The sequence below is a fragment of the Variovorax sp. P1_H12_2 genome, from assembly GCF_056405335.1.
The window spans coordinates 1-12,020 of record NZ_JBFUCI010000175.1 but is presented as its reverse complement, the minus strand read 5'-3'; the positions used below and the strand labels follow the sequence as shown (position 1 = coordinate 12,020).

Genomic DNA, 12,020 nt, shown 5'->3' with positions numbered 1-12,020 from the left:
CGGCGAGGCAGCCGATGCGACGCGCAAGCGCCGCCGCCGGCGCAAGCCGCGCAGCGGTGGCGCCGGCGAGGCGGGCGGCGTTGCAGCCGAATGAGCTTCAGGGCTTTTGTCGGGATCGGCGCCAATCTCGGCGACGCGCGCGCCACCGTGGGGCAGGCCATGGACGACCTGGATGCGTTGCCGCAGACCCGCGTCAGCGCCCGTTCCTCGCTCTATCGAAGCGCACCGGTGGATGCGGGCGGCCCCGACTTCATCAATGCGGTCGTCGAGCTCCGGACGGCGCTCGACCCGCACGCGCTGCTGGCCGAGCTGCAGCGCCTCGAAGCGGGCGCGGGCCGTGAGCGGCCCTACCGCCATGCGCCCCGTACCCTCGATCTCGACCTGCTGCGCCACGGCGACGCGGTGCTCGAGACCGCGCAGCTCAGCCTGCCGCATCCGCGGATGGGCGAGCGTGCCTTCGTCCTGCTGCCATTGGCGGAAATCGCCCCGGAGCAGGTCACGTCCCTTCAACTCGCGCAGGTGGCGGACCAGCGGATCGAACGGCTCTGAGAGCCGCTCCCGAGCCCGGCCATTACACTTGCGCGGTTTTTTCACGATGGCGTCACGGGCATGTGCTTGCGACGGCCCTTTGAACCCAGGAGAGCGCCATGTTCGGCAAGCTGCTGCCCCGCGAGGGGAATTTTTTCGAGATGTTCAATCAGCACGCCGACCGCATTGTCGAAGCCGCGCGCGCGTTCGAGCACCTCGTGGCCAACTACAACGACCTGCATCTGCGCGAGCAGTACAACCGCGACGTCGACAACGCCGAGCGGGCGGCCGACCGCGTCACGCATGACGTCAACCGGCTGATCCACAAGACCTTCATCACGCCGATCGACCGCGAGCAGATCCACAAGCTGATCAACACCATGGACGACGTGGCCGACCTGATCCAGGACTCGGCCGAGACCATGGCGCTGTACGACGTGCGGCACATGACCGAGGAGATCACGCGCCTCACTACGCTCAGCGTGAAGTGCTGCGAACGCGTCAAGGACGCGGTCAAGTTCCTCTCGAAGATCGCCGACCCGGCCACGGCCGAAGCCACGCTGAAGACCTGCGAGGAGATCGATCGGCTCGAATCCGATGCCGACCGCGTGATGCGCAGCGCCATGAGCAAGCTGTTCCGCGAGGAGCCCGATGTGCGCGAGGTCATCAAGCTCAAGGCCATCTACGAACTGCTCGAGACCATCACCGACAAGTGCGAGGACGTCGCCAACGTGATCGAGGGCATCGTCCTCGAGAATTCCTGAACTGACGGAATCTCGAATGGCAACGGTTCAGGTCGCCCTCTGGGTGGTGGTGGTTCTGGTCGCGCTGGCCATTGCCTTCGATTTCATGAACGGCTTCCACGACGCGGCGAACTCGATCGCCACCGTTGTGTCGACCGGGGTGCTCAAGCCCGGCCAGGCTGTGGTGTTCGCAGCCTTCTTCAACCTGGTCGCGATCTTCGTGTTCCACCTGAGCGTGGCGGCGACCATCGGCAAGGGCATCGCGCAACCGGGCATCGTCGACGTGCACGTGGTTTTCGGCGCGCTGGTCGGCGCGATCAGCTGGAACTTCGTCACCTGGTACTACGGCATCCCGAGCAGCTCGTCGCACGCGCTGATCGGCGGCATCGTCGGCGCGGTGATCGCCAAGGCCGGCTCGGGCGCCCTGGTCGCCTCCGGCATCTGGAAGACCGTGGCCTTCATCTTCGTCTCGCCGCTGCTGGGCTTCCTGCTGGGGTCCTTCATGATGGTCGTCGTCGCCTGGGGTTTCCGGCGCGCCACGCCGTCGCGCGTCGACCGCTGGTTCCGGCGGCTGCAGCTGGTCTCGGCCGGCGCCTACAGCCTGGGCCATGGCGGCAACGACGCGCAGAAGACCATCGGCATCATCTGGATGCTGCTGATCGCCACCGGCTACGCGGCCGCCGATGCGGCCGCGCCGCCGACCTGGACCATCGTGAGCTGCTACACCGCGATCGCGCTGGGCACCATGTTCGGCGGCTGGCGCATCGTCAAGACCATGGGCCAGAAGATCACCAAGCTGAAGCCGGTCGGCGGCTTCTGCGCCGAGACCGGCGGGGCGCTGACCCTGTTCCTGGCGACCGCGCTGGGCATCCCGGTGTCGACCACCCACACCATCACCGGCGCGATCGTCGGTGTCGGCTCGGTGCAGCGCGCCAGCGCGGTGCGCTGGGGCGTGGCCGGCAACATCGTCTGGGCCTGGGTGCTGACGATTCCGGCCTCCGCCTTCGTGGCCGCGATCGCCTACTGGATCGGCCTGCAGGTCTTCTGACGCAATCGGCCGGCGCAGCCCGGCCTTGTTGGTGAAACACCGCGGAACCGGCTTCGCCGGGCCGCTGGTGTTGCCCCCGGAAGGGGGTGGGCGCCCGACACGAAGTGCGGGCAACCTGGGGGCGAGCAACAGTCCCACCGCGGAACCGGCTTCGCCGGGCCGCTGGTGTTGCCCCCGGTAGGGGGTGGGCGGGCTACACGAAGTGAGCCCAACCTGGGGGCGAGCCCCTACTGCGACATCTTTCGCCCTTCCTCGATCTGGTGCTCGAAGAAGCGCTGGAAGCTGAAGGCGATGCTGGCCATCAGGATCGTGCTGCCGAAGAACAGTGCCAGCACCACCGCGCCGATGGTGAGCCAGCTGGTGTTGCCGGCCGCGGCATCGCCGGAGCGCCCGGCGTTGTAGCGCGCATTCCATTTCTCCGGCGTCATGAGCCCGTAGACGATGGCGGTGAGCGCGCAGCCCGCGATGGTGAAGCCCAGCATCGGAATCAGCGCCCAGCTCAGGCCGTCGTCGCTGCCGTACATGCGGACCCGCTCGATGCCGTAGAGGCCGAGCGCGGTCGGGATCGGCAGCAGCCAGCCCAGCAGGCTCGAAAAGCCGCGCAGGTAGAAGCAATGCAGCCCCAGCGGGCCGCCCAGGAAGGCCAGCCACGCGGCCACGGTCTTGTTTTTCATTCGGGGCGGGTGGAGGCGCCTTCGCCCAGCACCTTCTCCATCAGGACCACGTCGCGCCACTCGCCGAACTTCCAGCCGCAATCCTTCAGCACGCCGACGTGGGTGAAGCCCTGGGTCCGGTGCACGCCGATCGAGCCGGCGTTGGCCGAGTCGCCGATCACCGCGATCAGCTTGCGCACGCCGACCGCTTCGGCGGCCTGTGACAGTGCGGCCAGCAGCCGGGCGCCGAGGCCTTGGCCGCGGGCACTGTCGGCCAGGTAGATCGAGTCCTCGGCCGAGAATCGATAGGCGGGGCGCGGCTTGAACCAGTTGCAGTAGGCGAAGCCGAGCAGCTCGCCGTCGCGCTCGGCCACCAGGTAGGGCAGGTTCTTGGCCAGCACGTCGGCCCGGCGGGTGGCCATGTCGGCGGCGGCCGGCGCTTCGGTCTCGAAGGTGCCTGTGCCGTGCAGCACGTGGTGCGCGTAGATGGCGGTGATGGCCGCGACGTCGTCGTCGCGGCTGGGTCGGATCTGGGTCATTCGGGGGAACTTGGCGAGGCCTGGGATTGGAAAAACGGGAGAGCGGGCTATAATCGTGGGCTTTTCAGCGTGTCGCTGGCCGGGTGGCCATGTCGCGTGTCTCGACGCTGAAAGAACACTGTGGGCGAACCTTGCGGGTTTGCTGCACCACCCCAAGGATAAATCATGGTCGTCATTCGACTCTCCCGCGGCGGTTCCAAAGGCCGTCCGTTCTTCAACATCGTCGTGTCGGACAAGCGCGTTCGCCGCGATGGCCGTTTCATCGAGCGCCTGGGTTTCTACAACCCGACCGCGAAGGAAAACGAGGAAAGCATCCGCATCGCCCAGGACCGCCTGACCTACTGGAAGAGCGTCGGCGCGCAAGCCTCGCCCACGGTCATTCGCCTGATCAAGCAAGCCGCTGCGGCGGCTCCCAAGGCTGCAGCCTAAGACTGCCGGCCAGGCGATGCTGCCCACCCTCGAAGCCGCCGAATTGCCGGCGGATGCGATCGAAGTCGGGCGCATCGCCGATGCCTGGGGCATCAAGGGCTGGTTCAAGGTCCTGCCTCACAGCGCCCAGCCCGAGGCGCTTTTCTCTTCCAAGCGATGGTTGCTCCAGCCCCCGGGCGCAGCGGGCGGCCAGGCGTTCAAGCTCGCGATCCGCGAAGCCAAGGAACATTCCGACGTCATCGTCGCCTCGTCCGAGGACGTGCCCGACCGCAATGCGGCCGAGGCGCTGCGCGGCGCGCGCGTGTTCGTGCCGCGCTCGAGTTTCCCGACCGCCGGCGATGACGAGTACTACTGGGTCGACCTGATCGGTCTGGCGGTGGTCAACCGCGAGGGCGTGGCGCTCGGCACCGTGCGCGAACTGCTCGCCTCCGGCCCGCAGACCACGCTGGTGCTCGATGCGCAGGAAGACGGCAAGCCGGTCGAGCGCATGGTGCCTTTCGTTGCCGTCTTCGTCGACAAGGTCGATCTGGCGGGTCGGCTGATCACGGTCGACTGGCAGCCCGACTACTGACCCGGCCAGATCAGGCCCCGGTCCGGCGCTCATGCGCTTCGATGTCATCACCCTCTTTCCCGAACTGTTCGCGCCCTTCCTCGCGAGCGGCGTGACCCGCCGTGCCTACGAGTCGAAGCAGGTCGAGGTCGTGCTGTGGAATCCGCGCGACTTCGCCGAGGGCAACTACCGGCGCGTCGACGACCGGCCTTTCGGCGGCGGCCCCGGCATGGTCATGATGGCCGAGCCTCTCGCGACCTGCCTCGACGCGGCGCTGGCCGCGCGCGGCGCGCCGGCGCCGGTGGTGCTGTTCTCGCCGATCGGCGAGGCGCTGCGCCACGAGGCGGTCGAGCGCTGGTCGGCCGGCGAGGGCGCGGTGCTGGTCTGCGGGCGCTACGAGGGGATCGACCAGCGCTTCATCGATGCGCGGGTCACGCACCAGCTGAGCCTGGGCGATTTCGTGCTGTCGGGCGGCGAGATCCCGGCCATGGCGCTGCTGGATGCGGTCGCGCGGCTGCAGCCCGGCGTGCTCGGCGACGAAGCCAGCCATGTGCAGGACAGCTTCAATCCGGCGCTCGACGGCCTGCTCGACTGCCCCCACTACACGCGGCCCGAGCAATGGCGGGGCGAAGGCGTGCCGGCGCCGCTGCTGTCGGGCCATCACGTGCAGATCGAGCGCTGGCGCCGCGACCAGCGCCTTGCGATCACCCGCGACAAGCGCCCCGATCTGATCGACGCCGCCCGGCGTGCCGGACGGCTCAGCGCAGTGGACGAGAAGTCGCTGAAAAAAAAGCTATAATCTTCGGTTCCCCGATCCTCTATCCGGCCGCGCCGAGCCATCTGAGTTGGCTCAACGGACTTCATGGCGCCTTTTGTGTAGTGCGGACAAGATCGAACGCAGGAAAAACATGAACCTTATCCAGACTCTCGAGCAGGAAGAAATCGCCCGGCTCAACAAGCAGATTCCCGATTTCATGCCCGGTGACACGGTCATCGTCAGCGTGAACGTCGTCGAAGGCACGCGCAAGCGTCTGCAGGCCTACGAAGGCGTCGTGATCGCCAAGCGCAATCGCGGCCTCAACAGCGGCTTCATCGTGCGCAAGATCTCCAGCGGTGAAGGCGTGGAACGCACGTTCCAGACCTACAGCCCGCTGATCGCCAAGATCGAAGTCAAGCGCCGCGGCGATGTCCGCCGTGCCAAGCTGTACTACCTGCGCGAGCGCAGCGGCCGTTCGGCTCGCATCAAGGAAAAGCTGCCGGGCAAGGCTCCGTCCGCTTCGGCCGCTCAGTAAGAAGAGCGCCCCTTGCCGTGCAAAAAGCCGCCACTCGAGGCGGCTTTTTGCATTGGTGCCGCAAGGCCGCTGCCGATTCATGATCTAGTTGTGCGCCCCGTGCCCCCCGGCCGGGGATTTCTCATTTCACTCCTCGAGTTCCCTCTTTGACCACTCCACCGCCGGCCATGCGCGCCTCTCCCGTCGAGGTCATCAATGCCATCGTCCCGCCGGCATTGCAGTCCTTCGACCCGCGCGCGGTGCCCGTGATCGGTGTCGACCGCGGCCTGCCGCCGGTGGATCCGGCACGCCTCGGCGTCAAGGCCTTGCGCGATCGTTTCGCCATGCCGCCGGCCTGGACGCCCGAGATGCGGCGTGAGCCGCGCATGATCGACCGCGCGCCGGCGCAKGCCGCGGTGCTGGTCCCGATCGTGATGCGCGACGAGCCCACGGTGCTGTTGACCGAACGCAGCTCGCACCTGAAGAACCATTCGGGTCAGGTGGCTTTCCCCGGCGGCCGGGTCGACCCCGAAGACGCCAACATCGCCGCCGCCGCGCTGCGCGAGGCCTGGGAGGAGGTCGGCCTGTCGGCGGACTACATCGAGATCCTCGGCAGCCTGCCGACCTACACCACGGTCACTTCCTTTATCGTGACGCCGGTGGTCGCGCTGGTGCGTCCGGGCTTCGAGCTGAACCTCAATCCCTACGAGGTCGAGGAGGCCTTCGAGGTGCCCTTCGCCTTTCTGATGGACCCGGCGAACCACCGCCGCCATGCCCTGGTCGGCGACGGCCAGAACGCGCGCCAATGGCTCTCGATGCCCTACCAGGATGGGCTGCACGAGCGCTACGTGTGGGGCGCGACCGCGGGCATGCTCAGAAATCTCTATCGCTTCCTCAGTGCGTAATGGCTTTTTCCAGGGATACCGCGGAACCGGCTTTGCCKGGCCGCTGGTATCGCCCCCTGGAAGGGGGTGGGCGGCTACACGAAGTGAGCCAACCTGGGGGTCATAGAATCTGCGAATGAGCTTCTTTGCGATCCTCTGCGCGTTGCTGATCGAGCAGGTGCGCCCGCTGGCGTACCACAACCCCGTGTACGGCGGCGTGCTGGCGTGGACGCGCTGGACCAGCCGCAACTTCGACGCCGGCAAGCCGAACCACGGCTGGGTGGCCTGGAGCCTCGCGGTGGGGGTGCCGACGCTGCTTGCGCTGGCCGTGCACTGGGCGCTGGTCCTCACGTTGGGGCTGCCCTTTGCGGTGCTCTGGAGCATCGCACTGCTCTATGTCACGCTGGGCTTTCGCCAGTTCAGCCACCATTTCACCGGCATCCGCGATGCGCTCGACGAAGGCGACGAACCGCTCGCGCGTTCGCTGCTCGCCCAGTGGCAACAGGTCGATGCGGCCGACCTGCCGCGCAGCGAGATCGTGCGCCACGTGATCGAGCACTCGGTGATCGCGGCGCATCGGCACGTGTTCGGCGTGCTCGCCTGGTTCTCGATCCTCGCGGCCATCGGCCTCGGGCCGGCCGGTGCGGTCTTCTATCGCATGAGCGAGTTCGTCTCGCGCTACTGGGCCCACAAGAACGGCGCCTCGATGCRGCCGTCGAGCATCTGGGTCCAGCAGGYCGCGGCGCGAGCCTGGGAAGTGATCGACTGGCTGCCGGCGCGCATCACCGCGCTGGGCTTCGCGGTGGTCGGCAGCTTCGAGGAAGCGATCGATTGCTGGCGCAACGACGCCCGGCGCTTCCCGAACGGCAACGACGGCGTGATCCTCGCGGCCACCTCGGGGGCGGTCAACGTCAGCCTCGGTGGCGGCACGCTGAGCGTGCTGCCGATCAACGATCCGCTGTCGCGCGCCCAGGCCGGCGACTCCTTCGCCGGCGGCCCGGCGCCCGATGGCGGCAGCACCCCCGGCCGCGAGCCCGAGCCCGGCCACCTTCGCAGCGTGGTCGGCCTGGTGTGGCGTTCGGTCGTGATGTGGATGGTGCTGCTGGCGCTGCTGACGCTCGCCCGACTGCTCGGATGACCCCGGGTTTCTGGAGCCCCCGCATCGCGGCGCTCGAGCCCTATGTGCCGGGCGAACAGCCGCGCATCGCGAACCTCGTCAAGCTCAACACCAACGAGAACCCGTATCCGCCGTCGCCGCGGGCCATCGATGCGATCCAGCGTGCAGCGGAGGCCGGGCTCGAGCGCTATCCGGACCCCGAGTCGACCGTGCTGCGCGAAGCGATCGCCGCGCGCCATGGCCTCGAGAGCAGCCAGGTGTTCGCCGGCAACGGCTCCGACGAGGTGCTGGCGCACGCCTTTTTCGCCTTTTTCCAGCAGGACGCGCCGCTGCTCGTCCCCGACATCACCTACAGCTTCTATCGGGTCTACGCGCAGCTCTACGGCATCGCCTGCGAGCTGCAGCCGGTCGACGACGCGCTGCGCATCGACGCCGAGGCACTGGCCGCGCGCGCCAGGGCGGGCCGCCGTGCCGGCATCGTGGTCGCCAATCCGAACGCGCCGACGGGGATCGGCCTGCCGCTGGCGCAGATCGAGGACTTGCTCGCGGCCTGCCCGGACCGGGTCGTGCTGGTCGATGAGGCGTACGTCGATTTCGGCGGCCAGAGCGCATTGCCGCTGATCGCCCGCCATCCGAACCTGCTGGTGGTCCAGACGTTGTCGAAGTCGCGCTCGCTGGCCGGTTTGCGCGTCGGCTTCGCCTGCGGCCAGCCGCCGCTGATCGATGCGCTGCGGCGCGTCAAGAACAGCTTCAACTCCTACCCGATTGATCGACTCGCCAGCGCTGGCGCCATCGCCGCGCTCGAGGACGACGCCTGGTTCGCGAAGACCCGCGACGCGGTGGTCGACACCCGTGAGGGCCTGGCGCTGCAGCTCGAGGACCTGGGCTTCGAGGTGCTGCCGTCGCAGGCCAACTTCCTGTTCGTGCGCCATCCCGGGCACGACGCGGCGGCGCTGGCCGCGGCGCTGCGTTCGCGTGCCGTGCTGGTACGCCACTTCGCGCAGGCGCGCATCGCGCAGTACCTGCGCATCAGCGTCGGCACGCGCGACCAGTGCGGCGCGCTGGTCGATGCGCTGGGCGAGATCCTGGCCTCGCCTCGTTAGCGCGTCAGTATTTGCTCTGGCTCAGCTCGGCGAACAACTCGCCGTAGATCCGGTAGCGCGAGACGCTGATCGCGCCTTCGTGCGAAGGCGACGCCACCTGCGCGATGACGCCGCAGCCCGGCTCGTGCAGGTGCGTGCAGTTGTAGAACCTGCAGGCCGTGGCGTGTTCGGCGATGTCGGGCATCAGGTGCGCGAGCTGCATCGGCTCGATGTGGTGCAGCCCGAACTCCTGGAAGCCCGGCGAGTCGATCAGCGCCGTGGTCCGCGCCGCGTCCACCCAGTACCAGGTGGTGCTGGTGGTGGTGTGCTTGCCCGAGTTGAGGGCCTGCGAGATCTCTCCGGTCAGCGCGCGGGCGCCGGGCACTAGCAGATTGATCAAGGTGCTCTTGCCGGCGCCGGAGGGCCCGAGCACGAGGGTGACCTTGCCCGCCAGCAGTTCGGTCAGCTCGGCATGGCCAGCGCCGCCTTCCGCCGTCAGCGACATCGGCAGCACGCGATAGCCCATGCGGCGATAAGGCGCGAGCCGTCCCGAGGCCCGTTCGAAGGGCACGGCCAGATCGCTCTTGTTGAGCGCGATGACCGGCGTGATGCGCTCGGCGCCGGCCGCGATCAGGGCGCGGGTCAGCTGGGTTTCGGAGAACTCGGGCTCGGCCGCGATCAGGATCAGCACCTGGTCCAGGTTGGCCGCGAAGGACTTGGTGCGGATCTCGTCCTGGCGGTAGAACAGGTTCTTGCGCGGCAGCACCTTCTCGATCGTGCCCTCGTCCTCGCTGGCCTGCCATTGCACACGATCGCCGACCAGGGCCTGGCTCTTCTTGCCGCGCGGATGGCAGATCAGGCGCTCGCCCTCGGGCGTCTCGACCAGGCAGTGGCGTCCGTGGCCGGCGACCACCAGTCCGTCGCGCAAGGCAGCGCCGCTGCTGCCGCCGCGCTGCTGCTTAGCCAAGGGTGCGATCCATGCGGTCAGGGCCCAAGCAGTGCGTCGGCCTGGGCCGCGCACTCGAAGTCGGTCGCGGTGAGGCCGCCGACGTCGTGCGTGTTGAAGCGCACGACGCAGCGGTTGTAGTGCACCGAGAGGTCGGGATGGTGGTCCTGCCGGTGCGCCACCAGCGCCAGTGCGTTCACGAAGGCGATGGTCTCGAAGTAGTTGGCGAAGCCGAAGCTCTTCTCGATCGCGACATTCGGGCCATCGCCCGTCAGCTTCCAGCCCTCGAGCCGGGCCAGCCCGGCCACGATCTCGGTGGCGCTCAGCGCCCGGCGGGCCTCGGTCTTCCAGTCCTTGATTTTCAGCATGCTGCTCATGGTCTGATCCTGGTTACTCTTGCGCGTCACGTGACCCGCAACGCTTCAACCCGGCGCAGCTTAATGCCAGGGATACCGCGGAACCGGCTTTGCCGGGCCGCTGGTATCGCCCCCTTGAGGGGCTGAGGTCCGCGGCTCCAAGCCTGCCTGCGCAGGCTTGGACGGACCCGAAGAGCCGCTGCCTCTGGCAGCGACTCGGGGCGCCGCAGGCGCTTCGGGGGTGTTTCATACAGACATCCGCGCCAAGCGCTCGGAGGCCGGCGGATGCGAATAGTAGAACTTCACGAAGACCGGGTCGGGCGTCAGCGTCGAGGCGTTGTCCTGGTAGAGCTTGAGCAGGGCGGCCGACAGGTCGGCGCCGCTGGTCTGCGCGATCGCATAGGCATCAGCCTCGAACTCGTGCTTGCGCGACACCAGCACCGGCAGTGGCGCCACGAAGAAGCCGAACACCGGCATCGCCAGCATGAAGAGCAGGACCGCGAGCGCGTCATTGGGCGCCGCCAGGTTGGGCTGCACGCCCAGGCCGGTGTAGAACCAGGTGTGGGCCGACAGCCAGCCCAGCAGCGCGAAGCCGGCCAGGCTCAGCGCGAACATGGCCGCCATGCGCTTCATCACGTGCTTGTGGCGGAAGTGGCCCAGCTCGTGCGCGAGCACGGCCTCGACCTCGCCGGCACTGAGCTGGCGCAGCAGCGTGTCATAGAAGACCACACGCTTGCTGGCGCCGAAGCCCGTGAAGTAGGCATTGGCATGCGCGCTGCGCTTGCTGCCGTCCATCACGAACAGGCCCTTGGCCGCGAAGCCGCAGCGCTGCATCAGCGCGTTGACGCGCGCCTTGAGGGTTGCGWCGTCGAGCGGCTTGAACTTGTTGAAGATCGGCGCGATGAAGGTCGGATAGACCAGCATCAGCAGCAGGTTGAAGCCCATCCATACGGCCCACGCCCACAGCCACCACAGCTTGCCGGCGGCGCCCATGAGCCAGAGGATCAGCGCCGCGATCGGCAGCCCGATCAGCGCGCCCAGCAGCAGGCCCTTGGCGGCGTCCGCGAGCCACAGCCRCCAGGTCATCTTGTTGAATCCGAAGCGCTCCTCGAGCCTGAAGGTCTGCCACAGCGTGAAGGGCAGCTCGGCGAGGCCGCCGATCAGCGCGAAGGCGGCCAGCAGCGCGAGCTGCTGCCACATGCCGCTGCCCATTGCGTCCAGCAGCACCCGGTTCAGCAGGTCGAGGCCGCCGAACAGGGTCCAGGCGAGCAGCAGGGCCGCGCTCCAGGCCGTCTCGAGCAGGCCGAAGCGGGTTTTCGCGACGGTGTAGTCGGCGGCTTTCTGGTGTGCCGCGAGCGTGATGGCCTGCTGAAAAGGCGCCGGCACGGCGTGGCGGTGGCGCGCGACATGGCGCACCTGGCGGCTGGCGAGCCAGAACTTCATGGCCAGGCCCGCGACCAGCGCGAGCGCGAAGGCCATCGTGAGAATGAGGGAGGCGGGCAGGGCGGAGGACATGGCGGCTGAGTTTAGCCCCCGCCTACCGGCCGCCAATCCGGGTCGCCCTGTCGGCCTGCTGCCAGCAGGGGCGTCCGGCGCCGGTCCGGGCGCGGGGCCATCGACGACAATCGCCCGATGCCTGAAACCATCGAATCGACCGCCCCCGCCACGCTCAAGAAGAGCGACCAGAACCTCGTCTGGCTCGACTGCGAGATGAGCGGCCTCGACCCCGAGAAAGAGCGCCTGCTCGAGATCGCGGTGGTCGTCACCGGCCCCGACCTGACGCCCTGCATCGATGGCCCGGTGCTGGTGATCCACCAGAGCGACGAAGTGCTCGATGCGATGGATGCCTGGAACAAGGGCACGCATGGGCGCAG

At 68.1% G+C, this 12,020-nt stretch carries 16 protein-coding genes; 11 read left to right on the top strand and 5 right to left on the bottom strand.

The window, feature by feature from the left end; translation table 11 throughout:
• The first annotated feature begins 90 nt into the window (after nt 1-90).
• From folK to AC1D2K_RS18200, 3 genes are all read left to right on the top strand, one after another.
• Nucleotides 91-549: a 2-amino-4-hydroxy-6-hydroxymethyldihydropteridine diphosphokinase gene (folK, locus tag AC1D2K_RS18210; protein WP_478090237.1), complete on the top strand. Its 459-nt coding sequence runs from the start codon at nt 91-93 to the stop codon at nt 547-549.
• 98 nt (nt 550-647) lie between these two features.
• Entirely contained in the window at nt 648-1,292 is a 645-nt protein-coding gene (locus AC1D2K_RS18205; protein ID WP_478090236.1) for a DUF47 domain-containing protein, read from the top strand.
• A gap of 16 nt (nt 1,293-1,308) precedes the next feature.
• Nucleotides 1,309-2,319: an inorganic phosphate transporter gene (locus AC1D2K_RS18200; RefSeq protein WP_478090235.1), complete on the top strand. Its 1,011-nt coding sequence runs from the start codon at nt 1,309-1,311 to the stop codon at nt 2,317-2,319.
• Between the two features lie 227 nt (nt 2,320-2,546).
• On the opposite strand, the gene AC1D2K_RS18195 is transcribed toward AC1D2K_RS18200, so the two are convergent.
• Both AC1D2K_RS18195 and AC1D2K_RS18190 read right to left on the bottom strand, forming a co-directional pair.
• A complete protein-coding gene (locus tag AC1D2K_RS18195; protein ID WP_478090234.1) occupies nt 2,547-2,993 on the bottom strand; it encodes a TM2 domain-containing protein in 447 nt (148 codons plus the stop codon).
• Nucleotides 2,990-3,511 carry an N-acetyltransferase family protein gene (locus AC1D2K_RS18190; RefSeq protein ID WP_478090233.1) on the bottom strand — a complete coding sequence of 174 codons (522 nt, stop codon included), beginning with the start codon at nt 3,509-3,511 and terminating at the stop codon, nt 2,990-2,992. Before AC1D2K_RS18190 ends, AC1D2K_RS18195 begins: the two co-directional genes overlap by 4 nt.
• Before the next feature lie 165 nt (nt 3,512-3,676).
• Here AC1D2K_RS18190 and rpsP point away from each other — a divergent pair, with 165 nt between their 5' ends.
• From rpsP to hisC, 7 genes are all read left to right on the top strand, one after another.
• Nucleotides 3,677-3,940, top strand: coding sequence for a 30S ribosomal protein S16 (gene rpsP / locus AC1D2K_RS18185; RefSeq protein ID WP_262072830.1), 264 nt, complete (start codon nt 3,677-3,679; stop codon nt 3,938-3,940).
• 16 nt (nt 3,941-3,956) lie between these two features.
• Nucleotides 3,957-4,511 carry a ribosome maturation factor RimM gene (gene rimM, locus AC1D2K_RS18180; protein WP_478090232.1) on the top strand — a complete coding sequence of 185 codons (555 nt, stop codon included), beginning with the start codon at nt 3,957-3,959 and terminating at the stop codon, nt 4,509-4,511.
• Nucleotides 4,512-4,542: 31 nt separating this feature from the next.
• Nucleotides 4,543-5,289 carry a tRNA (guanosine(37)-N1)-methyltransferase TrmD gene (trmD, locus tag AC1D2K_RS18175; protein WP_478090231.1) on the top strand — a complete coding sequence of 249 codons (747 nt, stop codon included), beginning with the start codon at nt 4,543-4,545 and terminating at the stop codon, nt 5,287-5,289.
• A 109-nt stretch (nt 5,290-5,398) separates the two neighbouring features.
• Nucleotides 5,399-5,782 (top strand): 50S ribosomal protein L19, encoded by a 384-nt coding sequence (gene rplS / locus AC1D2K_RS18170; protein ID WP_478090230.1) that lies wholly within the window; start codon nt 5,399-5,401, stop codon nt 5,780-5,782.
• 167 nt (nt 5,783-5,949) lie between these two features.
• The gene (locus AC1D2K_RS18165; RefSeq protein ID WP_478090229.1) at nt 5,950-6,666 is read left to right on the top strand and encodes a CoA pyrophosphatase; all 717 of its coding nucleotides are present in this window, start codon (nt 5,950-5,952) and stop codon (nt 6,664-6,666) included.
• Nucleotides 6,667-6,781: 115 nt separating this feature from the next.
• On the top strand, nt 6,782-7,783 hold the full coding sequence (locus tag AC1D2K_RS18160; protein ID WP_478090228.1) for a CobD/CbiB family protein: 1,002 nt from the start codon (nt 6,782-6,784) through the stop codon (nt 7,781-7,783).
• A complete protein-coding gene (gene hisC, locus AC1D2K_RS18155) occupies nt 7,780-8,865 on the top strand; it encodes a histidinol-phosphate transaminase (RefSeq protein ID WP_478090227.1) in 1,086 nt (361 codons plus the stop codon). Before AC1D2K_RS18160 ends, hisC begins: the two co-directional genes overlap by 4 nt.
• A 4-nt stretch (nt 8,866-8,869) precedes the next feature.
• Here the strand turns inward: hisC and rsgA are convergent, their stop codons facing one another.
• The 3 genes from rsgA to AC1D2K_RS18140 form a co-directional block, all read right to left on the bottom strand.
• On the bottom strand, nt 8,870-9,811 hold the full coding sequence (gene rsgA / locus AC1D2K_RS18150; protein WP_478090226.1) for a ribosome small subunit-dependent GTPase A: 942 nt from the start codon (nt 9,809-9,811) through the stop codon (nt 8,870-8,872).
• A 17-nt stretch (nt 9,812-9,828) separates the two neighbouring features.
• Entirely contained in the window at nt 9,829-10,167 is a 339-nt protein-coding gene (locus tag AC1D2K_RS18145) for a 4a-hydroxytetrahydrobiopterin dehydratase (RefSeq protein WP_478090225.1), read from the bottom strand.
• Nucleotides 10,168-10,392: 225 nt separating this feature from the next.
• Complete coding sequence (locus AC1D2K_RS18140) at nt 10,393-11,661, bottom strand: M48 family metallopeptidase (RefSeq protein ID WP_478090224.1); 1,269 nt, start codon at nt 11,659-11,661, stop codon at nt 10,393-10,395.
• 117 nt (nt 11,662-11,778) lie between these two features.
• Here AC1D2K_RS18140 and AC1D2K_RS18135 point away from each other — a divergent pair.
• Nucleotides 11,779-12,020, top strand: a 242-nt coding sequence (locus AC1D2K_RS18135) for an exonuclease domain-containing protein (RefSeq protein ID WP_478090223.1), incomplete at its 3' end; no start/stop codon positions are given.